General features: G+C 58.6%; 15 protein-coding genes, 2 tRNA genes and 3 rRNA genes. 9 read left to right on the top strand and 11 right to left on the bottom strand.

Features of this window, described 5'->3' with window-relative positions; genetic code table 11:
• The first annotated feature begins 62 nt into the window (after positions 1–62).
• From V9L13_RS16030 to V9L13_RS16050, 5 genes are all read left to right on the top strand, one after another.
• A complete protein-coding gene (locus V9L13_RS16030; RefSeq protein WP_338800001.1) occupies positions 63–1,760 on the top strand; it encodes a molecular chaperone HscC in 1,698 nt (565 codons plus the stop codon).
• Between the two features lie 12 nt (positions 1,761–1,772).
• Positions 1,773–3,506: a J domain-containing protein gene (locus V9L13_RS16035; RefSeq protein WP_338800002.1), complete on the top strand. Its 1,734-nt coding sequence runs from the start codon at positions 1,773–1,775 to the stop codon at positions 3,504–3,506.
• 173 nt (positions 3,507–3,679) lie between these two features.
• Positions 3,680–5,374 (top strand): acid phosphatase, encoded by a 1,695-nt coding sequence (acpA, locus tag V9L13_RS16040; RefSeq protein ID WP_338800003.1) that lies wholly within the window; start codon positions 3,680–3,682, stop codon positions 5,372–5,374.
• A 120-nt stretch (positions 5,375–5,494) separates the two neighbouring features.
• Positions 5,495–6,676: a hypothetical protein gene (locus V9L13_RS16045; protein WP_338800004.1), complete on the top strand. Its 1,182-nt coding sequence runs from the start codon at positions 5,495–5,497 to the stop codon at positions 6,674–6,676.
• A 177-nt stretch (positions 6,677–6,853) separates the two neighbouring features.
• The gene (locus tag V9L13_RS16050) at positions 6,854–7,369 is read left to right on the top strand and encodes a lysine methyltransferase (RefSeq protein WP_338800005.1); all 516 of its coding nucleotides are present in this window, start codon (positions 6,854–6,856) and stop codon (positions 7,367–7,369) included.
• A gap of 6 nt (positions 7,370–7,375) precedes the next feature.
• On the opposite strand, the gene can is transcribed toward V9L13_RS16050, so the two are convergent.
• Positions 7,376–8,020: a carbonate dehydratase gene (gene can / locus V9L13_RS16055; protein ID WP_003228196.1), complete on the bottom strand. Its 645-nt coding sequence runs from the start codon at positions 8,018–8,020 to the stop codon at positions 7,376–7,378.
• 140 nt (positions 8,021–8,160) lie between these two features.
• Between can and V9L13_RS16060 the strand changes: the two genes are divergently transcribed.
• Positions 8,161–8,565 carry a hypothetical protein gene (locus V9L13_RS16060; protein ID WP_003228197.1) on the top strand — a complete coding sequence of 135 codons (405 nt, stop codon included), beginning with the start codon at positions 8,161–8,163 and terminating at the stop codon, positions 8,563–8,565.
• A gap of 111 nt (positions 8,566–8,676) precedes the next feature.
• Here V9L13_RS16060 and rimI read toward each other — a convergent pair whose 3' ends face one another.
• On the bottom strand, positions 8,677–9,129 hold the full coding sequence (gene rimI / locus V9L13_RS16065; RefSeq protein WP_003228198.1) for a ribosomal protein S18-alanine N-acetyltransferase: 453 nt from the start codon (positions 9,127–9,129) through the stop codon (positions 8,677–8,679).
• Complete coding sequence (locus tag V9L13_RS16070) at positions 9,122–9,868, bottom strand: energy transducer TonB (protein WP_338802877.1); 747 nt, start codon at positions 9,866–9,868, stop codon at positions 9,122–9,124. The genes rimI and V9L13_RS16070 overlap by 8 nt, the downstream gene beginning before the upstream one ends.
• A gap of 232 nt (positions 9,869–10,100) precedes the next feature.
• Between V9L13_RS16070 and mksB the strand changes: the two genes are divergently transcribed.
• Genes mksB through mksF form a run of 3 tightly spaced genes read left to right on the top strand, consistent with a single transcriptional unit; the run spans position 10,101 to position 14,909 of the window.
• On the top strand, positions 10,101–11,381 hold the full coding sequence (mksB, locus tag V9L13_RS16075; RefSeq protein ID WP_167734176.1) for an Mks condensin complex protein MksB: 1,281 nt from the start codon (positions 10,101–10,103) through the stop codon (positions 11,379–11,381).
• Positions 11,371–12,072: an Mks condensin complex protein MksE gene (gene mksE, locus V9L13_RS16080; RefSeq protein ID WP_016773189.1), complete on the top strand. Its 702-nt coding sequence runs from the start codon at positions 11,371–11,373 to the stop codon at positions 12,070–12,072. Before mksB ends, mksE begins: the two co-directional genes overlap by 11 nt.
• Entirely contained in the window at positions 12,069–14,909 is a 2,841-nt protein-coding gene (gene mksF / locus V9L13_RS16085) for an Mks condensin complex protein MksF (RefSeq protein WP_338800006.1), read from the top strand. Before mksE ends, mksF begins: the two co-directional genes overlap by 4 nt.
• Positions 14,910–15,126: 217 nt before the next feature.
• Here the strand turns inward: mksF and V9L13_RS16090 are convergent, their stop codons facing one another.
• The 8 genes from V9L13_RS16090 to V9L13_RS16125 form a co-directional block, all read right to left on the bottom strand.
• Complete coding sequence (locus V9L13_RS16090) at positions 15,127–17,430, bottom strand: MlaD family protein (RefSeq protein ID WP_338800007.1); 2,304 nt, start codon at positions 17,428–17,430, stop codon at positions 15,127–15,129.
• Positions 17,423–18,046 carry a paraquat-inducible protein A gene (locus tag V9L13_RS16095; RefSeq protein ID WP_007961513.1) on the bottom strand — a complete coding sequence of 208 codons (624 nt, stop codon included), beginning with the start codon at positions 18,044–18,046 and terminating at the stop codon, positions 17,423–17,425. Before V9L13_RS16095 ends, V9L13_RS16090 begins: the two co-directional genes overlap by 8 nt.
• The gene (locus tag V9L13_RS16100; RefSeq protein ID WP_045122636.1) at positions 18,033–18,692 is read right to left on the bottom strand and encodes a paraquat-inducible protein A; all 660 of its coding nucleotides are present in this window, start codon (positions 18,690–18,692) and stop codon (positions 18,033–18,035) included. The genes V9L13_RS16095 and V9L13_RS16100 overlap by 14 nt, the downstream gene beginning before the upstream one ends.
• A gap of 150 nt (positions 18,693–18,842) precedes the next feature.
• Positions 18,843–18,958, bottom strand: a 5S ribosomal RNA gene (rrf, locus tag V9L13_RS16105).
• 155 nt (positions 18,959–19,113) lie between these two features.
• A 23S ribosomal RNA gene (locus V9L13_RS16110) occupies positions 19,114–22,005 on the bottom strand.
• A 237-nt stretch (positions 22,006–22,242) separates the two neighbouring features.
• Positions 22,243–22,318 (bottom strand) — tRNA-Ala (locus V9L13_RS16115).
• A gap of 9 nt (positions 22,319–22,327) precedes the next feature.
• A tRNA-Ile gene (locus tag V9L13_RS16120) sits at positions 22,328–22,404 on the bottom strand.
• Positions 22,405–22,528: 124 nt separating this feature from the next.
• Positions 22,529–24,065 (bottom strand): 16S ribosomal RNA (locus V9L13_RS16125).
• Together the 16S, 23S and 5S rRNA genes with 2 tRNA genes alongside form the textbook arrangement of a ribosomal RNA operon.
• Positions 24,066–24,214 lie beyond the last annotated feature (149 nt).

Consider the following 24,214-nt stretch of genomic DNA (forward strand, 5'->3'; position numbering starts at 1 on the left):
AATATCCTTGCGCGCCGAAAATATGTTTCATTTTTTTGCCAAGCGCCAAGGGAGTTGTTGCAATGATCGTAGGGATTGACCTGGGAACCACCAACAGCCTCGTCGCCGTCTGGCGTGGCGAATCCTCCGAATTGGTGCCCAATGCCCTCGGTCAGTTCCTGACACCGAGCGTGGTGGGGCTGGATGATCAGGGACGGATTCTGGTCGGCCAGGCTGCGCGCGAACGTCTGCACACCCATCCGCGCCTGACGGCGTCGCTGTTCAAGCGTCACATGGGCAGCGCCACAGAAGTCTATCTGGCAGACAAAGCGTTTCGTCCGGAAGAATTGTCGGCACTGGTGCTCAAAAGTCTGAAAGAAGACGTCGAACGGGCTTATGGCGAAACCGTCACTGAAGCGGTGATTAGCGTCCCGGCCTACTTCAGCGACGCCCAGCGCAAAGCCACACGGATCGCCGGCGAACTGGCCGGGCTGAAAGTCGAGAAGCTGATCAACGAACCGACTGCCGCCGCCCTCGCTTATGGGCTGCACCAACGCGACAAGGAAACCTCGTTCCTGGTGTTCGACCTCGGGGGCGGCACGTTCGACGTGTCGATTCTGGAGTTGTTCGAAGGGGTGATGGAGGTCCGCGCCAGCGCCGGCGACAATTTCCTCGGTGGTGAAGACTTCGACAGCGTACTGCTGGAACACTTTATCGACCAGCACCGCTCGGTCGCCGACTTCCCTGACCGCAACAGCGTTATCCAGCCCCTGCGCCGCGAGGCTGAGCGTGTGCGCAAGGCTCTGGGTCAGGACAGCAGCGCCGAATTCCGGCTGCAACTGGGTGACCGCCACTGGACCCACACCATCACCCAGCAAGAATTGGCGACGCTTTACATGCCACTGCTCGAGCGCCTGCGCGCGCCGATCGAACGGGCTCTGCGCGACGCACGCATCCGGGTCAGCGACCTCGATGAGATTCTGCTGGTCGGCGGTACTACCCGGATGCCGCTGGTGCGCAAACTTGCCGCCGGGTTGTTCGGCCGTTTTCCGTCGATCACCCTCGATCCGGATCAAGTGGTGGCGCAAGGCGCAGCCATTCAGGCAGCACTCAAGGCCCGCTCGGCCGCACTTGAAGAAGTGGTGCTGACCGACGTCTGCTCCTACACCCTGGGCATCGAGACCTCGACTCAGGTCGGGCGCAATTATGAGGCCGGACACTACCTGCCGATCATCGAGCGCAACAGCATCGTCCCGGTCAGCCGGGTCAAGACCGTGTACACCTTGCAGGACAATCAGGAGCAGGTGGTTGTGCGGATTTTCCAGGGCGAAAGCCGTCTGGTCAAAGACAACGTCGCGCTTGGCGAACTGGCGATCAAGGTGCCGAAACGCAAGGCCGGCGAAGTGTCCCTCGATGTGCGTTTCACCTATGACAACAACGGCCTGCTGGAGGCCCAGGTGAATATTCCGCTGACCGGGCAACAGCATTCGCTGGTCATCGAAAACAACCCCGGCGTGCTCACGCCTGAAGAGATTCAGCAACGCTTGCAGAACCTCGCTCAGCTCAAGATTCATCCGCGCGAGCAACAGGTCAACACGCTGCTCAGTGCCCGTCTCGAACGGCTCTACCAGGAAAGCCTGGGCGACCTGCGCGATCAGATTGGCCATTGGGCCAAGCAATTCCAGATCGCGCTCGACTCGCAGGACGAGCGCCAGATTCGTGAAGTGCGCACCGAGCTGAGCAGGCACCTGAGCGAACTTGATCGCACGCCGTGGCAATAAGGGAGCGCTGACATGGATTGCTGGTCCTTCCTGCATTTGCCCGATGACGCTGACGTCCGCGATATCAAGCGCAGTTATGCACGCCTGCTGAAAACCTTCAGGCCCGATGAAGATCCCGAAGGCTTCCAGCGCTTGCGCGAAGCCTACGAACGCGCGCTGGCGATTGCCCAATGGCGCCTGGAAAACGCCGAACAGGAAGACGAGCAGGACGCCGACGTCGCTGTCGCCACGGCGTCCAGCGCGTTTGCTGCGTTGGCGCTCGATAATGCGCTGGCCAACAGCTCCCGCCAGACGCAAAACCAGGCGTGGGATTTCGCCACTCTGGAGGTTTCGCCCGTCATTCCGGCAGCCCCGGAGCCGTTTGTGCCGCCATCGAAGGACGACGCCCTGCTTGTCGAGCCGCTGGCGGCGGACGCGGGCGCCAACGCGGAGGGTCTTGAAACGCACGCCGCATGGCAGTTGCTTGAAGATCTGTCGCCCGACAACCTCAGCGAGCGCTGGGAGCAGGCGCAACAACAAGGCTGCGCCAAGGCATTCGAAAGGCTGTTGCTGCAATTATGTTTTGAGCATCCACAACTGCGCGGCCCGGTACTGCACTGGGCCGTCGAGCAGTTGGGATGGCTGGGCCCCTGGCAAGAAGTGCTGATGAACGATCGCCAGCGCGACATGCTCGCCGAGAGCCTGATGTCCGACTATCGAAACGCCTTGCAGGCGCTGCTCGAAAGCCAGAGCGAGCGCGAATTCCTCAACTTGCTCAAACACTACAGCGGCCAGCCGTGGCTCCAGGTATTCGATCGCCGCGAGCAATGGCAACAAAATCTGCTGCATCTGCTCAATGAACATGAGTGGAGCGTGCCGCTGTTCGACCGTATCGGCCAATTGTTCGGCTGGGATCACACCAAAGGTCTGCACCCGCAACCGGACTGGCTTTGGGAAAAATTGATCGAACGCTGCAATCAGGAAAGTTTCTACGACAACCTGCGGGCCAAGGCTGAAAGCGATCGTACGTGGGCGGCCGATGTGCAGGCAGCGCATCTGTTGATCAACCCGCTCAAACCGATGCAGCAGAAGAAGATCATCGACGGCTTTGGTCAGAATGAATGGCAGGCGTGCCACGATCTGTCGGAAAAGCTCAAATGGCGCTTCCCGGAGCTGCTCGCGCGATTGCCCTACGCCGACGTTTTTTACTGGCGGCGGTTTTTGCCACGGCCCATCGCCGACGAAACCTGGGTGCGGGTCTGGACGGCCATTGCCTTGGCGCTGTTCCTGTTCTATCTGGCTTCGCCACAAAAAGATGCGGCAACCCTGGCCTTCATTCCGCTGGGGTTAGCGTGTGTGCCGGTGTGGTTTTTTCGTTTTGCGCTGAGTTGGTGGGTGGTGCTGACGTCTCACGTGATCGTTGCGGATCTTTGGCTCACCGAAGGGCTGATTCCGCGCCGATGGAACCCTGACACCCGCTGGCTGGTAATACGCCACGGGCTACCGCAGGTGGTCATGGTGCTGCTGTTTTCGCTGCTGCTCGGGCCACTGGGCGCGCTCACTTACGTGGGCGTGATCCTGATCGGACTGGTGCACAAACGACGAATCGGCTCGCTCGACCCGCAGCTGAGCAATAACCACCCCTGGCTGACCGCGCTGCACTGGGCGCACTTCAGTCCGCTGCAACTGCTGTTTCTGGTGGTGATGACCGCGATAACGGCGGCCAGCAGGCTCGGCTATTCCTTGCACTCGCTGATGCCCGGCTAGAACAGCAGCCAGCTTGCGTTGCGCCTGTTGTAATCGAGTGAATCGTTGTGGGAGCCGACCTGGTCGCTCCCACATTTGTTTTGCTGCACCTGAAAGTGTCACCCAACTGTCACATTGCCTTGCTAGCGTCCGCCCGAAACAAACTGAAACAATTAAGCAGAACGGGCTGACAGATGAAAGACGAGACAGACGGCACTGACGCACCTGAATCCGACAACCCCACCGACACCAGTCGCCGCCGCTTTCTCGGCGGTGTCGCCGTCCTCGGCGTGGGCGCGACCCTGGCCGGCTGCGGCAACGCCAGCGATCAACCGGGTAAACCAGTCGAGCGCCCGCTGACCCCGACCGAGCTGGACAAGGCCCTGCGCGATCAGGTGAAAACCGTGGTGGTGATCTACGCCGAGAACCGCAGCTTCAACAACCTGTTCGGTGATTTCCCCGGTGTCGAGAAACCGCTGTCGGCGCTCAAGCCTGCCGATTACCAGCAACGTGACCGCGACGGCAGCCTGCTGCAGACGCTGCCGCCAGTCTGGGGTGGCGTGCTGCAGATCGGCCCGCAAACGCTTGATGGCGTGACCTACCCCAGCGCCACGCAGTTTCAGGAAAACCTGCCCAACGCGCCTTTCGCCCTCAAGGGCCCGAATGCCGAAGACTTGCCGTTCGGTCTGGTGACCCGCGATTTGTGGCACGTGTTCTATCAGAACCAGATGCAGATCAATGGCGGCAAGAACGATGGTTTTGTCGCCTGGGCCGATTCCGGTGGTTTGACCATGGGGCACTACGCCCAGAGCCGCTACTCGCTGCGCCTGTGGGATGTGGCGCAGGAATTCGTGCTGTGCGACAACTTCTTCCAGGGTGCCTTCGGCGGCTCGTTCCTCAACCACCAGTACCTGATCAGCGCCACCGCGCCGTTCTATCCGGACGTCGCCAATTCGGTGGCCAAGTCACAGATTGCCGCCCTGCAAAGCGATGATCCGACTGACCCGCGCCTCAAGCCACTGGAACAGTCACCCGCCAGCGCCATGACCGGCCCGCCGCAGTTCGGCCCGAGTGCGCTGACCCCGGACGGCTTCGGCGTCAACACTCTCGCTCCGCCGTACTGGCCGACGTGGATTCGCGACCCGGAACGTCCGGAATATTCCAAGGCCGATCTGCCCAACGTAATGGTGCCGCAGACCCACGAGCACATTGGCGACAAGCTGTCGAAGAATAACGTCGACTGGGCCTGGTACGCCGGCGCCTGGCAGGCGACGCTGGAGCAGTACAAGGATTCGGGCGGCATTCCGAAGATCCCCAACTTCCAGTATCACCACCAGCCGTTCAACTACTTCAAGCAGCAAGGCCCGGAAAACCCGCAAGAGCGCAACAAACGCCTGCGCGATGCCGGCCTGGGCGATGAATCAAGCACCAACAAGTTCTTCGCCGATGCCGAGGCCGGCAAGTTGCCGGCGGTGACGTTCTACAAGCCCCAGGGCAACCTGAACATGCACGCCGGTTATGCCGACGTCGCCTCCGGTGACCGGCACATCGTGCGCGCCCTGAAGGTGCTGCGCGAAAGCCCGCAGTGGAAAAACATGGTGGTGATCGTCACCGTCGATGAAAACGGCGGCTGGTGGGACCACGTGGCACCACCCAAGGGTGATCGCTGGGGCCCGGGGTCGCGGGTGCCGGCGCTGGTGGTATCGCCATTCGCCCGCAAAGGCACGGTGGATCACACGGTCTACGACACGGCGTCGATCCTGCGCCTGATCACCCGAGTGTTCCAACTGGAAACCCTCGACGGCCTCAAGCAGCGCGATGAAGCGATGATCGCTCGCGGCCAGAAACCCATGGGCGATCTGACCAACGCCCTGCATTTTCAGGTCTGAAAAATGAGTTCTGCGGGCTGACGCAAAAATCCGTGAATGACGGCTTCTCTGTGCAACACGGCTGATCCACTATGAAGCGCCCCGAAACCCCGGGGAACCCACGCTGAAAAGGATCTGAGCATGTTCAAACTCGCAGGTTTTACCCCCGCAGTTCTTACCCTCGCCGCGCTCACCCTGAGCGCGGCTGCCCACGCCGATGTCGACCTGAAGCTGGGCAGCACCGAGCGCGTCACTCGCCTCTTCGCCTACCCCAACAACTGCAGTGTGATCTGCTATCGCAACTGGTCGCTGGAGCAGACCGTCGCCCATTACCTGAGCCAGAGCGTGCAGCGCGATGGCTACACAAACGCCAAAGTCCTGGTGAAGAACGATAACGGGCAGATTTACGCCGAGATCAGCGGCGTCCCCGAAGGCTACGACAAACCGCTGTCGGCGCTGCTGGATGCCGGTGACCTGGCCTATACTGGCGCCAGCAAGCTCAATGCCGATGGCAAATGGGCGTACAGCTGGTATCTGTTCCTGCCGCTGGGCATGGCCCTGGAAAACCGCAAGAGCGTCGAACTGCTGCACTTCCCGCCGGATTACTCGCTGACCCAGGCCCAGGATTATCTGCGCTCGAACACCACCGATCGCTGGGCCACCCTGCTGACCGTCAACGGCATCCCGACCGACCAGACGCCGGCCTATCAGACCATCATCGACATTGCGCCAATCGCCGCGCCATCCAACGCCGGCAGTGATCTGGAAGGCGTCTACGACTACTTCAAGGACTACCAGACCACGCTGGTCAAGCAGTTCAGCCAGACCGCCGCCGGCACCACTCTGCCGATGGTCGCCTTCGGTGCGCCGGTGCGTAACTGGATCAAGCAGCAATACGGTCCGACCGTGGCCGTATTGGGTCTGGCGACCATCAGCCCGAGCGCAGGGGTGAACGTGCCGGTGCTGGGTTCGAACCATCCGAGCTACATCTGGTACGCCGCCGACCCGGCCAGCTACGACGGCGATGAGGCGAAAGCCGATGCCGCCGGTTTGAAGGTCATGGGTCAGGACTTGAGCGCCGCTTGCTGGCAAGCCGGAATGGGCAGCAAACCCGGTACCGATGCGAAAACCCTGCTCGAAAGCTGCAAGCAGACCTGGCAAGTAACGCAGAAGGTCAAAACCTGTGAGCTGTTCTACACCTCGATCCGCAACCTGAGCCCGGCAGATGCTGCCGCCAAGTGTTCGACCACGCCGATCAAGGCGCAGTTGCAGCAGCTGCAGGGCGCATTGCCGGATACCGCCGTACCCGCGCCGCATCTTTGATTCGCGGAAATTGCTTCCTGTGTCAGTCAACGCTGACGCGGGAAGCAGCCAATCACGCCTGTCAGATCTGACAGTAGACGGTTGGAGTGATAAAGCGGAACATTGGATCCAAACATGTTGCAGCGCTGACAGGACGTCAGACCAGGGAAGTCGCAGCATTTGCCGACAGGGATTGTTATGAACAACCAGGCACAGCAGCACCACATCCCCCGCGACGCACCCGGTATCTACCCGTTTGCCGGGTTGCCGGTACGTCTGGGATTCCCGTCGACTGCCGATTTCGAAATCGTTCAGGACGCACATGGCCGCGCTGCCGTTGTGGCGCGTCGGGAGTTCCTGCGCATTACCCGAATGTGCCGGATTTCCGGGCAACTGCTGCCCTATCGCTGTCGCCAGACCCGTCAGTTGCTGAGCGGCATCCATATCTACGACCCGCGCTTTTGCGGGTTGCTCGAACATGCCTGCGATCCGAATGTGTTTCTGGACATGAGTGAGCTGTGGCTGTGGGCGCTGCGCGACATTCAGCCGGGTGAACGCCTGTCCATCGACTTCGCCACCACTGAAGACCGCCTGGTACAGCAGTTCCCCTGCACCTGCGGCTCTTCACGCTGCCGAGGGTGGATCACCGGTTACGATGAACCACCCAGTATCGAAGGCCAGCACTTTTTGCAGTGCTGGCGAGATGCGCACTGATCGGGATTACAACGCGCCGACCGGACGCAGACGATATTGCGGCGGCAGTTGCTCGAAACCGCTGATGGTGGTGTTCAGGCTTTTCCAGCGACCGTCCTTGATGCCGTAGATGCAACCGTGAATCGACAGGCTCTGGCCGCGATGCCAGGCGTTCTGGATGATGCTGGTGTGGGCGACGTTGGCCACTTGCTGGACGACGTTGAGCTCGCAGAGGCGGTCGACCTGCTCTTCCTCGGTCGGCAGCTTGGCCAGTTCTTCACGTTTTTCGTAATACAGGTCACGGATCGAGCGCAGCCAGCCATCGATCAGGCCGAACTGGCGATCCTGCATCGACGCGCGCACACCGCCGCAGCCATAGTGGCCGGTAACGAGGATATGTTTGACCTTGAGCACGTCGACCGCGTACTGAATCACCGACAGGCAATTGAGGTCGGTGTGCAGCACCACGTTAGCGACGTTACGGTGGACGAACAGATCGCCCGGCAGCATGCCGACGATCTCGTTGGCCGGCACCCGTGCGTCGGAGCAGCCGATCCACAGATATTCCGGGGTCTGCTGGCGCGCCAGCTTGGCGAAGAAATCCGGGTCTTCCTTGGTGATCGCGTCAGCCCAGCGCTCGTTGTTATCAATCAGGTCTTGTAAGTCGTGCATGGTTAAGGCCTCAAGAAAGATGCGCAGGTATGACAAACGACCGCCCGTCGGGGTCACGCAAGGATCGCAAGTGTTTTCGTTGGAATTCTCGTGTGCCCGGTGTGTCCACCTCAGTAAGGCCCACAGTATGAGGATTTGCCATGACTGATTCACGACGTCCGTTCGATGCGGTGCAACCGGAACCCATCGATGATAACGAAGACCGCATGGGCTCGGTGCATGAGCTGGATTTCGATGAAGACGAACCCAGCGCAAAAATCGGCGACGAGATTCCCGAGCGCGAGCGCGAGCAACTGATGCCCGACGAACGGGTGCGCGAGGCGGGTTTTACCGGCGCATCAACCGCTGACCATGAGCCGACCGACGATGACCTGAGCCCGGAAACCCTGATTCATGAGGACGGTGCACGCGATGCCGAGGAGGCTGGCGAAGGCAATCAGGCGGATTGGGATCTGAGCATTGTCGACGAGGACGACATTGGCGGGGGTAACGGCCTGGATGAGGCGGAGCTGGCGCGGCGTGATCCGCTGGATGGCAATCGCTGATCTGTATTGCCTGTAAGGATGCCTTCGCGAGCAAGCCCGCTCCCACAGGGAATTGAGACACGACTCAAACCAATGTGGGAGCGGGCTTGCTCGCGAAGCTTTTAAATATGTTCAGTCGACCAGGGTGCAGGCCATCACTACGGCATCTTCACGCCCGCCCACCGCCGGATAGTAATCCCGCCGCCGGCCAATCTCATTGAAACCATAGCGCTCGTACAACCTGAACGCTGCAGTATTGCTGTCGCGCACTTCCAGGAAACACTCCCGGGCAGAGGCCGCATACGCCCGCGACATCAGATGCTCAAGTAGCGCCAGCCCCAGCCCACGCCCCTGATTCTCCGGTTTGACCGTGATGTTCAGTAGGTGCGCCTCGTCGAGAATGATCTGCACCACTCCGTGGCCGACCTGTTGCTGACCTTCGAACATCAGCCAGATCTGGTACTTGCCCAGCCCGTCGAGAAAAATCCCGCGGGTCCAGGGATGGCTGTACGCCGCGTATTCGATCTTCAATACCGCGTCCAGGTCCGCCTCGGTCATCGGGCGGAACGATACAGCTTCACTCATTCGATGGTTTCCAGCGCGCCATCAGCCGACGCATGGCTTGCCACACAGCGGCTTTGCGCTGTGGCTCTTCCATTAACAATTCCAGACCGGGGATGGCCCAGGCCAGGCCCAGGCCTTCGATCTGCAATTCACTATTGAACGCTTCGGCGTCCGCTTCACCGGCAAAACGCACCGCCGGCAGGCCGATCAGCCACAGGCAGGCGCAAGGCGCCGCTTCCATTTGTACCGAAAGAAAACCCTGAACGAAGTCGCGTGCCGCTTCCGGGCCCTGATCCAGGGTGCCGCGGTTCAGCCACGGCCAGCGCACCGGCTCGCCGACGATCTGCGGCGCATCCGGCAGACCGGCGGCGCGCAAAATGTCCTTGAGCAACAGATAGGCCGGATCGCGGCTCTGGAACGCTTCGCCTGTGGGTAACTCGACCAGCAGCAGGCAAGCCCCGGCGCGCAGCAGTTGCAGGGCAAACCGCGGTGGCGGCACGGGGGCGGGTTTGACCACCACTGGCGCCTCTTCGACCTCTGCCACCGGTTTGGCACCGGTACGGGTACTGGCGAGCGACGGGCGCGGCACCTCGATTTTCGGCCGTTCGACCGGGCGCGGTGCACTCTGCACCGGGGCTTCGGCCTGAACAACCGGCACCGCCGCCACCTCTGGCTCAGGCTCGGGCATGTCCAGCAGTTCGGGCCGCGACGGGGCGGCGAAAGGCAATTCGGTGCGCGGCAGCCAGTTGACCACCTGCATGGCGTTCAAATAGGCGCGGCGGCGGGACTCGATAAGCAAAGGTCGGCCACTTGTGGATAACTGAAAGTGTGCTGATTCTACCGCCCTTCGCTCAAGATCGCCCGTTGTTGATCGATAGTCTTGATCCCGTCTTTAATCCGGGAAAAAGCGACAGCCCGTCCCGAGAGTGAATCGCATCCCTCCTGATGCAGTACAATCGCGGCTTTTAATCGCCAACCAGCCGGCCATTCCGATGATCGAACCCAAGCGCGTCTTGCGCGCCCTCGCTGAACACTGGGCACTTCTGGAGCCACTGTGCGAGCACTTCGACCAAGGCACCCTGAGCCTCAACGAACTGCGCACGCAACTGGCCGCCCAACAACTGGACAGCACGCCGCAGGACATCACCAGCCTGCTCGACGTGTGGATTCGCCTCGACATTCTGGTGCCCGTGGCGAAAAGCCCGAACCGTTTCGAGCTCAACGCGCAGATCCACGACTTCCTCGCCTATCTGCGCCGTGAGCACCGGCTGGGCCTGTGCCTGGAAATCGAAGCCTATCTGCGCCACCTCGAACGGCTGGCCGGCTACATTCAGGACGCGTTCGACGTTCGCGACGGCAACGATCTCGCCCGTCAGCTGCGTTTGCTCGACATGCGCGTGCGCGACGTGCTGAAGAAACTCGACAACGACGAACAGGCGCTGGTGGCCGTCGCCGAACGGGCCAAGACCAGCGACCGGCAGATTCCGCTGCGCCAGCGTTACGCCGAAGTCCTGGCGACCTGGGACGAATACGTCGAGCCGATGATCGATCTGGTGAACGCCGACGGCGCCTTCGAACAAGGCGTGCGCAAGGTTGAAACCGTGCTGTTGAAGATGCTCAGCGAACAGCAGCGCCTCGGCCATCTGGTCGACGACGACATGCTGCTGCGCACCCACGCGCGCATCCTCGAAATGCAGACCAGCGCCCAGTTGACCCTGCGTCACGCCCGCGAACTGCTGTTGCCGCTGCGTGAAGAAGCACGCCGCCACAACGCCGTGACCCGTGGTGCCGCGCTGGCGCTGGCAGCGATTCGCCGCAAAGGCATCGATGCCGTACCGCAAGCGGCGATGCCGCTGTTCACCCGGCCGCAAAGCACCTTCCTCGGCAGCGCCAGTCAGGTCGAGGCTTACGTCTACGCTCTGGCGCGTTTCGAGCCGAAACCGGCGCGTTTCCCCAAAGCGCACAAAACCCAGAAGTCCGGCGATGCCCCGCGTGCACCGCGCACCGTGCGCGAGATGGTCGAGCGTTGCGAAGAGTCCCTGCCAATGCCGGATCTGATGACCTGGCTGCTGGAGCAGGAACCGGACGGCGCCACCGACGAATTGCTCTACTGGTTCTCGCGCCTGTCGCGGGAAAAACGCTTTACCCGCGAGCGTCTGGAACGCCGCGAATATCACACTCACGAGCACCAGGTCAGCCTGCGCTCCTTCGCCCTGCTCTCGGCCCGCGACTCCGCCGCCGAGGATTCTGCGAGCATCCCCAATGCATCTTGATCTATCCGAACTGTCCCAACTGGCGCCGATCTTCCGCGAGCTGTTCAAGGGCTATCACGTCAGCCGCCGCGACCCGGAGTTGTACGCGCAACTGTCGAACTTCCAGGATCAATACCGCACGCTGTTCAAGGCGCTGGGGTTCGAGCTGGTCTGCGACACCCGTGGCTTCTACTACTTCGTGCCGGACATGGCCGCTGCGGCGGTGAACAAGACCGCCCAGCGTCTGGCGCTGTTCACCTTCATTCTCGTCGAGCATCTGGCCGATCAGGGTCGTGACCCGATCGCCGTGCTCGACGGCGGCAGCCTCGGCCGCGAAGAATTGCCGTCGCTGCTGGACAAATACCGCGACCTGTTCATCCAGGCCGAAGTGCAGACCGTTGAAGAACTCGAAGAAAAAATCATGCGTCGCATGACCCAGCTCGGTTTCGCCGGTGAAGAAAACGGCGTGTACCGTTTCCTGCCACCGATGCACCGCTTCCTCGATGTGTGCCTGTCGGTGCAGCAGGACCGCGATCTGGCGGCCAGCGTGCACAGCGTGCTGCCGCTGCCGGCACCGGTGCTGATCGACGAAGAAGCCGAAGCCAAATTCCTCGAGACCGACGATCCGCTCGATCTCAGCGAGTTTGAAGAAGAGAGCGAAGAAGACGCACTGGCTAGAGCCATTGCCGAAGAACAGGAGTCCGACGCATGAGCCAGGAACGCTACGGCATCCGCCGCTTTGCCCTTTTGAACACCGCCGGTTACAGCCTCGGCCTGTTCCCGCTGGAAGAACCGCTGTCGGTCTATGGCGCGAACAACCTCGGTAAATCGGCGTCGATCAACGCCCTGCAGTTCCCGATTCTGGCGCGCATGTCGGACATGAGTTTCGGCAAGTACAGCCTGGAACAATCGCGACGTTTCTACTTCGCCTCTGACACCAGCTACATCCTCGTCGAAGTCAATCTACCGCACGGCCCGCACGTGATCGGCGTGGTCGGCCGTGGCCCGGGCGGTGGTTTCGGTCACCAGTTCTTCGCCTACGCCGGCAAGCTGGATCTGGCGCATTACCAGAAGAACGACACCTGCCTGCGGCAGAAAGAGCTGTTCAGCAACCTTGAGAAAGAAGGCCTGAAAGCCTACGAACTCAAGCCGGACGAACTGCGTCGTTTGCTGGTTGGCGGGCACACGTCGATCCCGCTGGACCTGACCCTGATCCCGCTGCGCTCCACCAGCGAGCAGAGCCTGAAGACCTTCCGCGCGCTGTTCATCAACCTGCTGCACATGCGCGAAATCACCGCGGCCAAGTTGAAGCAGCTGTTCCTCGATGCCTTCGAGCACAGCCTGCGTTCCGGCAGCGTCGACTACATCGCCGCGTGCGAAGAAGCCTTCCGCGATGTACGCCGGATGGAGCAGGACTACAACTCGCTGGTCGCTGCCGGCCCACTGGTCGAAGCCTTGGCCAACGGCGTGAAACAGCGCGACGTGCTGCGCGGCAAACTGCATCGCCTGTCGCCGCTGCTCGATTCATTGCTCGGCACCTGGTCGGACTACGCCACGGCGCGCAAGGAAGAGCTGACCATTCAGGCCGAACACTACCGTCGCGAGCAGGACGATCTGCAAAACGATCAGCGTGGCGGCACGCAGGAACTGATGCGTCTGGAGCGGGAAATTTCCGGTATCCAACGCTGGCTCGGTGAGTTGTCGGTGCTGAAGAACCGCTTCGCCCTGGTCGATGACGTGAAAGTGCTGGAGCAACAACTGCTCGCGGCCAAGGATGCCCACGACGAACTGGCCGGTGCGCTAGCACAGTCCCGACAGTTCAGCGCCGAGGATCTGGAAGAGCGTCTGCGCGACCTGGAAAAACGCCTGAAGTCGGTGAAGCAGCAACTCGATCACGCCGACAACAACAGCTATGCCCGCCTGCGTGAGGAGTTCTCGCAACAGGACGTCGAACGCCTGATGCGACTGTTCAACAGTGCACTGTTCAGCCTGCCGCTCGGCGAACACGGCATCACCCTCGACGAGGATGGCGAGTGGGTCAAATCGGTCGAACTGATCCTCGATGGCTTCAAGGGCGAGCGCTTCGAAGTGCCGGGGCTGTCGATCGACATCTCGCACATCGAGCCGCCGGCTTTGCAAGCGCTGGCCGACCGCGCCGCGCTGCGTGACCAGAAAGAACGTCTGGAAAAAGAGCTCAAGCAACTCAAGACCCAGCAAGCCGTGGCCGCCGACCGCGCCGCGAGCAAGACCCAGACCGAAGCGCTATACCAGCAAGTGCTGGATGCGCAGAAAGCCCTGGAAGATTTCCGTCGCACCCAGACCCTGAGCGCCGAAGAAGGCGACAAGCTTGAGCATCTGGCGCAGATGGAAGCCGCGCAAGACGAACTCAAGCGTTCCAGCGATGCGTTCACCGAGCGCGTCCAGCAACTGTCGGCCAAGTTGCAACTGGTCGGGCGGCAGATCGCCGACATGGAAGCCAAGCAACGCACCCTCGACGACGCCCTGCGTCGCCGACAGTTGCTGCCGGCGGATCTGCCGTTCGGTACGCCGTTCATGGATCCGGTCGACGACTCGATGGACAACCTGCTGCCGCTGCTCAACGACTATCAGGACAGCTGGCAAGGCTTGCTGCGCGCCGACGGGCAGATCGAAGCGCTGTACGCGCAAGTTCGCCTCAAAGGCGTGGCCAAGTTCGACAGCGAAGACGACATGGAGCGCCGTCTGTCGTTGCTGATCAACGCTTACGCGCACCGTACCGACGAAGCCCTGACGTTGGGCAAGGCGCGGCGTGCGGCGGTCACCGACATCGCCCGGACCCTGCGCAACATCCGCAGCGACTACGACAGCCTCGAGCACCAACTGGCGCTGTTCAACCGCGAGATCAACAAGCGTCAGGTGTCCAACCTGCAGAGCTTCCGCATCGTCCTGGCGCCAAACAAGGAAGCGCTCAAGCACATCGATCAGATCATCCACAGCGCCGGTCAATACGAAGAAGGCGAAACCCTGTCGGTGTTCGATCTGAGCCAGAGCGCCGAACAGGACAACAAGAACGAAGAGGCCAAGGAATACCTGGCGCGGCTGGTGGCGGCAAACCACAACCAGCTCGGCCTCAAGGACTTGTTCGAACTGGCGTTCGAGATCACCAAGGTCAACGGCCAGCCAGTGATCCACACCGACATCGACGGCGCGGCGTCCAACGGCACCACCATGACCATCAAGGCGCTGACCAACATGTACTTGTTGCTGCACTTGATGGATCGCGACCTGGCCGGTCGCGTGCGCCTGCCGTACTACCTCGACGAGGCGGCGGACATCGACGAGAAGAACCAGGCAGCGCTGCTGGAAACCAGCCTGCAATTGGGCTTCGTGCCGATTCTGGCGAGTGTGAAGCCGCAGGTCTGCGCCAGTGTCGCCATCGACCTGGAAGGCGGCAGCGGCCCGGCGGGGATCTACATCGACGAGGCGGACTGGAAGTACATCCGCCGCCATGACGTGGTGAAAGCCACCGTCAATGTGCAAGCCGATGAGCCGGAACTGGATGAAGTTTGATCTGCTTTAGCTGAAGGCAAAAAAAGGGCCGCGATCTGTTGGGATCGCGGCCCTTTTTCATGGCTTTGGGTTTGTGCTGATTAGGAGGACCTCATCGCTGGCAAGCCAGCTCCCACATTTTTTTGGCGCTGAACACAAATTCTGTATCCGACATAAAACCCTGTGGGAGCTGGCTTGCCAGCGAAGGCGTCTTTGCAGACGCCACATCAATGACAGGTTATTTACCGAGCGAAATCTTCGGCGCCCAGGTCAGCCACTCATCCTCGAACTTGTCGAACAGCGGGAACGTCTGCTCAGGCCGTGCCGGGTTGCCCATGCGCTCACCGTCCGGCGTAGCGAAGGCGATGCCACCCTGAATCGCCGTCTCCAGCGACTCCGTGCGCACCGTCAGGCCATTGAACAAGCCGATGTCGAAACCGACGCCGCTGGTGTTCCAGAACCGCGTACCGCTGCGCACCAACGGCGCGTATTTCGGTTCGATCAAAATGTGCACCAACACCCGGTCAGCCGTCTGGCCCAGTTCATAACCGGTGACCTTGCCCACGGTGATTTCGCGGTAGGTCACGGGCACACCCGGTTTCAGCGAGCCACGGCGCGCGGCGCTCAACACCAGACTCAAGCCGGCTTCTTGCTTGCTCACTTCCGGCGGATTGGCCAGCGCAACGAAGTTCTTCTGCGGGCCGAGGTTTTTCGCCGCCGGCTGCACTTCCACATACTGCCCGGTGACCAAGGTTTCCAGGTTGGAAGTCTTCATCAAACCCAACTCAGGTTTGACCACCCAGAACTGACTGCCGACCCGCGCAATGCGCTCCGGCACTTCGGTGATGCGCGCAGTGAGCAGCACCGATTGCAAATCATCAGCCAGATCAGCGCTTTCAATCTTGCCGACGTCCAGACCCTTGAATCGAACCGGGGTACCGCTGCGCAGGCCATCGGCGCGATCAACCTTGATCGTCACCAAAGTGCCTTTCTGGTTCGCCTCGTCGTGGTTGGCGAACAAACGGAAGCGCGGAATACGCTTTTGCAGCGGCGCCTTGGCTTGCGGTGTTTCAAAGGCAATGCCGCCGGCCATCAACGTCTGCAACGACTCGCTCTTCACTTGAATCCCGCCCGTCAGGCCACCGGTGAGGGTGATGCCGCTGACATTCCAGAAGCGTGTCGACGCGTTGACCAGGTTTTCGTACTCCTTCTCGATATGCACGCCGATGACGATTTGCTTTTTGGTCTTGGAGAACTGATAGCTCTGTACCGAACCGACCTTGACCTGCTTGTACAGAATCGGACTGCCGACTTCGATCGAACCGAGAACATCGGTGAACAGCACCAAGTGCAGACCCGGCGAACGCAGATCCAGCGGCGGCGCTTTTGGCCGCGCCTCGAATTCGCGCTTCGGCGCGGCACCTTTGTCGCCCGGACGCACGGCGATGTAGTTACCTTTGACCAACGCTTCGAGCCCGGTGATACCGGCCAGGGAAATCGATGGTTTGACCACCCAGAATTGCGTGCCCTCGACCAGATAGTCTTCCGCCAGAGGATCCAGCGTCAGCTCGGCCGTGGCGCTGTTCAGATCCGGATCGATTTTCAGCGCTTTCATGTTGCCGACCTGAATGCCCTTGTACATCACCGGCGTACGGCCGGCCTGCAGACCTTCGAAGTCACTGAGTTTGACCTTGACCCGAATGCCGGCAGCGGCGGCGTCGAAGTCTTCATAGAGACGGAACGGCAGGCTTGGATCGGTGGGCGGACTGTCCTTGCGATTCTCTGGTGTGGCGAAGGCGATGCCGCCGGCGACGATGCTCGCCAGAGACTCGCTGCGTACTTTCACCCCCGACAGGTTGGCGTCGATGCTGATGCCACTGGCATTCCAGAAACGCGTATGTTTGCGCACCAGTTTGGCGTAGGTCGGCTCGATGAACACTTTGAGCTCAACGGTGCTCTGGTCTTCAGACAGCACGTAGCTTTTGATCTGACCGACTTTGATCTGCTTGTAGAACACCGGGCTGCCACGGTTCAGCGAACCGAGGCGATCGGCCTTGATGGTCAGGTGCAGACCCGGCTTGGAGTCCGACAGCGGCGGCTCTTCGGCCAGCGCCTTGAACTTGCGGGTGGGCTCGCCTTCGCCGGGGCTGATGGCCACGTAGTTACCCGAAACCAGGGTTTCCAGACCGGTGATACCGGCCAGCGTCACGCTCGGTTTCACCAACCAGAAGCGCGTGCTGGTCTTGAGGTATTGCTCGACGTCCTTGTTCATCTCGACGGTGGCAATCACCCCTTTGGAGTTGCCCTCGTCATCAAGTTTGAGCGTCTTCACCTTACCCACCGGCATGCCCTTGTAGACCACTTCGGTCTTGTTGGCCTGGATGCCTTCACCGCTTTCGAAACGCACCTGAATCTCGATGCCGGTTTCGTTGTAGGCACGCCAGCCGAGCCAGCCGCCAATGATCAGGGCAATCAGAGGCAGTACCCAAATGGCAGACCAGTTGGAGGCCGGTCGGGTTTTCGCTACAGGCAAATCAGTCATGGTCGTCGTCCGACTCCGTGTTATCCCAAATCAGTCGGGGATCGAAAGTTACTGCGGCAAGCATCGTCAGAATCACCACACTGGCGAAAGCGATGGCGCCAAGATTGGCTTCGACACTGGCAAGCCGGCCGAAATTGACGACCGCCACCAGAATGGCGATCACAAAGATATCGAGCATCGACCAGCGACCGATGAACTCGATAAAGCGGTACATCCAGATTCGCTGCCGCGCGGACAACGGCTGACGTCGCTGCACCGAAAACAGCAGCAGCGCGATGCCCACGAGTTTGAAGGTCGGCACCAGAATACTGGCGATGAACACCACGGCGGCAATCGGGATCATGCCGTGTTGTACCAGCTGGATCACGCCGGACATGATGGTGCTCGGATCGCCCTGACCCAACGAGCTGACCGTCATGATCGGCAACACATTGGCCGGGATGTAGATAATCGCAGCCGTGATCAGCAGGGCCCAGGTGCGGGCCAGACTGTTCGGACGACGAGCGTGAACCAGCGCACCGCAGCGGGTGCAGGTCTGCTCGTCAGTGTCCGCATCCTGTTTGTTCAATTCATGGCATTCGGTACAGATCAGAATGCCCGCATCAATCGCCCGCATGGGCATCCTCTCCTGATAACGCCTGCCAGATCTGGTGCGGTGACATCACCACTTCCAGCCAGACCTGAACCAACAACAAACCGATGAAACACGCCAGACCGAGGCCGACGGTGATGGCCGCCATGTCCGCCAGTTTGACGATCGCCACGAGGACGCCCATGAGGTAGACCTCGAGCATTCCCCAGTCTTTGAGGTGGTGATAAATGCGGTAGAGCAACAAGCCGTAACTACGGCCGATATCAAAACGGATCGACAGCAATACCATGAGCTGACACAACAGCTTGAGCAGTGGAATCGCCATGCTGCAGAGGAAGACAACGACTGAAACGCCGCGCATGTCGGTATTGAACAACCCGACAACGCCAGTCCAGACCGTATCCTGCGAAGACTGCCCGAGTACATTGAGCTTCATGATCGGTAAAAAGTTCGCCGGCACGTAGAGCAACAGTGCGGCGATGACCAGGGCCAGGCTGCGTTGCACAACATTGTGACGATGGGCATACAACTCGTAACCGCAGCGCGGGCAGAGCGCTTTCTCGCCATGGGCAAGCTTGGGCTTGCGCATCAGGAGGTCGCACTCATGACAGGCCACCAAGTCTTCCAGCGGTAAATCTGACAGCCCTGGGGCGTCAACCGGATCTGACATAAAGGCTCTGGCTCCGAAAAAGATGGGGGCTATTCTAGTGTTCTGATTCGAAAATAACTGTGCAAAATTGTTCGCTGGCTAAGCAAAAATACTTTCCTGCGGGCAAAACAAAACCCCAACTGCTTTCGCAATTGGGGTTTCGGAATTTAATCTTGACGATGACCTACTCTCACATGGGGAAACCCCACACTACCATCGGCGATGCATCGTTTCACTTCTGAGTTCGGGATGGGATCAGGTGGTTCCAACGCTCTATGGTCGTCAAGAAATTCGGGTACTGACTCGCGACCTGTTGGCCTCGCTTCAGCAAATCGGGTATGTGATACAGGTGTCTTGTGAGCATCGCGAACTTTCGGTTCATTGCGTCTTCACACACCGCAATCTGATGCTCTTTCGAGTAGTCAAATTGCTTGGGTGTTATATGGTCAAGCCTCACGGGCAATTAGTATTGGTTAGCTCAACGCCTCACAGCGCTTACACACCCAACCTATCAACGTCGTAGTCTTCGACGGCCCTTCAGGGAACTCAAGGTTCCAGTGAGATCTCATCTTGAGGCAAGTTTCCCGCTTAGATGCTTTCAGCGGTTATCTTTCCCGAACATAGCTACCCGGCAATGCCACTGGCGTGACAACCGGAACACCAGAGGTTCGTCCACTCCGGTCCTCTCGTACTAGGAGCAGCCCCTCTCAAATCTCAAACGTCCACGGCAGATAGGGACCGAACTGTCTCACGACGTTCTAAACCCAGCTCGCGTACCACTTTAAATGGCGAACAGCCATACCCTTGGGACCGGCTTCAGCCCCAGGATGTGATGAGCCGACATCGAGGTGCCAAACACCGCCGTCGATATGAACTCTTGGGCGGTATCAGCCTGTTATCCCCGGAGTACCTTTTATCCGTTGAGCGATGGCCCTTCCATACAGAACCACCGGATCACTAAGACCTACTTTCGTACCTGCTCGACGTGTCTGTCTCGCAGTCAAGCGCGCTTTTGCCTTTATACTCTACGACCGATTTCCGACCGGTCTGAGCGCACCTTCGTACTCCTCCGTTACTCTTTAGGAGGAGACCGCCCCAGTCAAACTACCCACCATACACTGTCCTCGATCCGGATAACGGACCTGAGTTAGAACCTCAAAGTTGCCAGGGTGGTATTTCAAGGATGGCTCCACGCGAACTGGCGTCCACGCTTCAAAGCCTCCCACCTATCCTACACAAGCAAATTCAAAGTCCAGTGCAAAGCTATAGTAAAGGTTCACGGGGTCTTTCCGTCTAGCCGCGGATACACTGCATCTTCACAGCGATTTCAATTTCACTGAGTCTCGGGTGGAGACAGCGCCGCCATCGTTACGCCATTCGTGCAGGTCGGAACTTACCCGACAAGGAATTTCGCTACCTTAGGACCGTTATAGTTACGGCCGCCGTTTACCGGGGCTTCGATCAAGAGCTTCGCGTTAGCTAACCCCATCAATTAACCTTCCGGCACCGGGCAGGCGTCACACCCTATACGTCCACTTTCGTGTTTGCAGAGTGCTGTGTTTTTAATAAACAGTCGCAGCGGCCTGGTATCTTCGACCGGCATGAGCTTACGGAGCAAGTCCTTCACCCTCACCGGCGCACCTTCTCCCGAAGTTACGGTGCCATTTTGCCTAGTTCCTTCACCCGAGTTCTCTCAAGCGCCTTGGTATTCTCTACCCAACCACCTGTGTCGGTTTGGGGTACGGTTCCTGGTTACCTGAAGCTTAGAAGCTTTTCTTGGAAGCATGGCATCAACCACTTCGTCACCCAAAGGGTAACTCGTCATCAGCTCTCGGCCTTAAGATCCCGGATTTACCTAAGATCTCAGCCTACCACCTTAAACTTGGACAACCAACGCCAAGCTGGCCTAGCCTTCTCCGTCCCTCCATCGCAATAACCAGAAGTACAGGAATATTAACCTGTTTTCCATCGACTACGCTTTTCAGCCTCGCCTTAGGGACCGACTAACCCTGCGTCGATTAACGTTGCGCAGGAAACCTTGGTCTTTCGGCGTGGGTGTTTTTCACACCCATTGTCGTTACTCATGTCAGCATTCGCACTTCTGATACCTCCAGCAAGCTTCTCAACTCACCTTCACAGGCTTACAGAACGCTCCTCTACCGCATCACTTGCGTGATACCCGTAGCTTCGGTGTATGGTTTGAGCCCCGTTACATCTTCCGCGCAGGCCGACTCGACTAGTGAGCTATTACGCTTTCTTTAAAGGGTGGCTGCTTCTAAGCCAACCTCCTAGCTGTCTAAGCCTTCCCACATCGTTTCCCACTTAACCATAACTTTGGGACCTTAGCTGACGGTCTGGGTTGTTTCCCTTTTCACGACGGACGTTAGCACCCGCCGTGTGTCTCCCATGCTCGGCACTTGTAGGTATTCGGAGTTTGCATCGGTTTGGTAAGTCGGGATGACCCCCTAGCCGAAACAGTGCTCTACCCCCTACAGTGATACATGAGGCGCTACCTAAATAGCTTTCGAGGAGAACCAGCTATCTCCGAGCTTGATTAGCCTTTCACTCCGATCCACAGGTCATCCGCTAACTTTTCAACGGTAGTCGGTTCGGTCCTCCAGTCAGTGTTACCTAACCTTCAACCTGCCCATGGATAGATCGCCCGGTTTCGGGTCTATTCCCAGCGACTAGACGCCCTATTAAGACTCGCTTTCGCTACGCCTCCCCTATTCGGTTAAGCTCGCCACTGAAAATAAGTCGCTGACCCATTATACAAAAGGTACGCAGTCACCCAACAAAGTGGGCTCCCACTGCTTGTACGCATACGGTTTCAGGATCTATTTCACTCCCCTCTCCGGGGTTCTTTTCGCCTTTCCCTCACGGTACTAGTTCACTATCGGTCAGTCAGTAGTATTTAGCCTTGGAGGATGGTCCCCCCATATTCAGACAAAGTTTCTCGTGCTCCGTCCTACTCGATTTCATGACCAAGAGATTTTCGCGTACAGGGCTATCACCCACTATGGCCGCACTTTCCAGAGCGTTCCGCTAATCTCAAAGCCACTTAAGGGCTAGTCCCCGTTCGCTCGCCACTACTAAGGGAATCTCGGTTGATTTCTTTTCCTCAGGGTACTTAGATGTTTCAGTTCCCCTGGTTCGCCTCTTGCACCTATGTATTCAGTACAAGATAACCATCTTATGATGGCTGGGTTCCCCCATTCAGACATCTCCGGATCAAAGTCTGTTTGCCGACTCCCCGAAGCTTTTCGCAGGCTACCACGTCTTTCATCGCCTCTGACTGCCAAGGCATCCACCGTATGCGCTTCTTCACTTGACCATATAACCCCAAGCAATCTGGTTATACTGTGAAGACGACATTCGCCGAAAATTCGCAAAACTCTTAAGAGTCACTCACAAATTTTACCTTAGCCTGATCCGTTACCAGTGAAAGTAACGTTCAGTCTATCTTTCTATCACATACCCAAATTTTTAAAGAACGATCTAATCAAAGACTAGAAATCAATATTCACACCGGAATATTCATTTCTAAACTCTAACAAGCAGAAGCAGTTAATGGTGGAGCCAAGCGGGATCGAACCGCTGACCTCCTGCGTGCAAGGCAGGCGCTCTCCCAGCTGAGCTATGGCCCCATACAAAATTGGTGGGTCTGGGCAGATTCGAACTGCCGACCTCACCCTTATCAGGGGTGCGCTCTAACCAACTGAGCTACAGACCCAATTTCGAGCGCGTAACTGATTAGCTAAGAGCTATCAGCTTGGAGCTTAAAGCTGCTTCTATCGTCTTCTTCAATGAATCAAGCAATTCGTGTGGGAACTTATGGAGCAGCTGATGTCGTCGATTAAGGAGGTGATCCAGCCGCAGGTTCCCCTACGGCTACCTTGTTACGACTTCACCCCAGTCATGAATCACACCGTGGTAACCGTCCTCCCGAAGGTTAGACTAGCTACTTCTGGTGCAACCCACTCCCATGGTGTGACGGGCGGTGTGTACAAGGCCCGGGAACGTATTCACCGCGACATTCTGATTCGCGATTACTAGCGATTCCGACTTCACGCAGTCGAGTTGCAGACTGCGATCCGGACTACGATCGGTTTTGTGGGATTAGCTCCACCTCGCGGCTTGGCAACCCTCTGTACCGACCATTGTAGCACGTGTGTAGCCCAGGCCGTAAGGGCCATGATGACTTGACGTCATCCCCACCTTCCTCCGGTTTGTCACCGGCAGTCTCCTTAGAGTGCCCACCATTACGTGCTGGTAACTAAGGACAAGGGTTGCGCTCGTTACGGGACTTAACCCAACATCTCACGACACGAGCTGACGACAGCCATGCAGCACCTGTCTCAATGTTCCCGAAGGCACCAATCCATCTCTGGAAAGTTCATTGGATGTCAAGGCCTGGTAAGGTTCTTCGCGTTGCTTCGAATTAAACCACATGCTCCACCGCTTGTGCGGGCCCCCGTCAATTCATTTGAGTTTTAACCTTGCGGCCGTACTCCCCAGGCGGTCAACTTAATGCGTTAGCTGCGCCACTAAGAGCTCAAGGCTCCCAACGGCTAGTTGACATCGTTTACGGCGTGGACTACCAGGGTATCTAATCCTGTTTGCTCCCCACGCTTTCGCACCTCAGTGTCAGTATCAGTCCAGGTGGTCGCCTTCGCCACTGGTGTTCCTTCCTATATCTACGCATTTCACCGCTACACAGGAAATTCCACCACCCTCTACCATACTCTAGCTTGCCAGTTTTGGATGCAGTTCCCAGGTTGAGCCCGGGGATTTCACATCCAACTTAACAAACCACCTACGCGCGCTTTACGCCCAGTAATTCCGATTAACGCTTGCACCCTCTGTATTACCGCGGCTGCTGGCACAGAGTTAGCCGGTGCTTATTCTGTCGGTAACGTCAAAACAGCAAAGTATTAATTTACTGCCCTTCCTCCCAACTTAAAGTGCTTTACAATCCGAAGACCTTCTTCACACACGCGGCATGGCTGGATCAGGCTTTCGCCCATTGTCCAATATTCCCCACTGCTGCCTCCCGTAGGAGTCTGGACCGTGTCTCAGTTCCAGTGTGACTGATCATCCTCTCAGACCAGTTACGGATCGTCGCCTTGGTGAGCCATTACCTCACCAACTAGCTAATCCGACCTAGGCTCATCTGATAGCGCAAGGCCCGAAGGTCCCCTGCTTTCTCCCGTAGGACGTATGCGGTATTAGCGTTCCTTTCGAAACGTTGTCCCCCACTACCAGGCAGATTCCTAGGCATTACTCACCCGTCCGCCGCTGAATCCAGGAGCAAGCTCCTTTCATCCGCTCGACTTGCATGTGTTAGGCCTGCCGCCAGCGTTCAATCTGAGCCATGATCAAACTCTTCAGTTCAAACATCTTTGGGTTTTTAAGAAACCCTAAACTTGGCTCAGCAATCGTTGGTTACATCTTTGATTTCTCGCGGAGTAACTTGTGATGCTGATAATCTTGTTGACTATCAGTCTGACTCCACAAGCACCCACACGAATTGCTTGATTCAG

Source organism: Pseudomonas sp. RSB 5.4 (assembly GCF_037126175.1).
GTDB classification, from domain to species: domain Bacteria; phylum Pseudomonadota; class Gammaproteobacteria; order Pseudomonadales; family Pseudomonadaceae; genus Aquipseudomonas; species Aquipseudomonas fluorescens_H.

Coding starts and splice junctions, on each gene's coding strand:
- V9L13_RS16030 (WP_338800001.1), top strand. CDS start 63: ATGATCGTAGGGATTGACCTGGGAACCACCAACAGCCTCGTCGCCGTC.
- V9L13_RS16070 (WP_338802877.1), bottom strand. CDS start 9,868: ATGCAGGTGGTCAACTGGCTGCCGCGCACCGAATTGCCTTTCGCCGCC.
- V9L13_RS16100 (WP_045122636.1), bottom strand. CDS start 18,692: ATGTCAGATCCGGTTGACGCCCCAGGGCTGTCAGATTTACCGCTGGAA.
- rimI (WP_003228198.1), bottom strand. CDS start 9,129: ATGAGTGAAGCTGTATCGTTCCGCCCGATGACCGAGGCGGACCTGGAC.
- V9L13_RS16050 (WP_338800005.1), top strand. CDS start 6,854: ATGAACAACCAGGCACAGCAGCACCACATCCCCCGCGACGCACCCGGT.
- acpA (WP_338800003.1), top strand. CDS start 3,680: ATGAAAGACGAGACAGACGGCACTGACGCACCTGAATCCGACAACCCC.
- V9L13_RS16090 (WP_338800007.1), bottom strand. CDS start 17,430: ATGACTGATTTGCCTGTAGCGAAAACCCGACCGGCCTCCAACTGGTCT.
- mksE (WP_016773189.1), top strand. CDS start 11,371: ATGCATCTTGATCTATCCGAACTGTCCCAACTGGCGCCGATCTTCCGC.
- mksB (WP_167734176.1), top strand. CDS start 10,101: ATGATCGAACCCAAGCGCGTCTTGCGCGCCCTCGCTGAACACTGGGCA.
- can (WP_003228196.1), bottom strand. CDS start 8,020: ATGCACGACTTACAAGACCTGATTGATAACAACGAGCGCTGGGCTGAC.
- V9L13_RS16060 (WP_003228197.1), top strand. CDS start 8,161: ATGACTGATTCACGACGTCCGTTCGATGCGGTGCAACCGGAACCCATC.
- V9L13_RS16035 (WP_338800002.1), top strand. CDS start 1,773: ATGGATTGCTGGTCCTTCCTGCATTTGCCCGATGACGCTGACGTCCGC.
- V9L13_RS16095 (WP_007961513.1), bottom strand. CDS start 18,046: ATGCGGGCGATTGATGCGGGCATTCTGATCTGTACCGAATGCCATGAA.
- mksF (WP_338800006.1), top strand. CDS start 12,069: ATGAGCCAGGAACGCTACGGCATCCGCCGCTTTGCCCTTTTGAACACC.
- V9L13_RS16045 (WP_338800004.1), top strand. CDS start 5,495: ATGTTCAAACTCGCAGGTTTTACCCCCGCAGTTCTTACCCTCGCCGCG.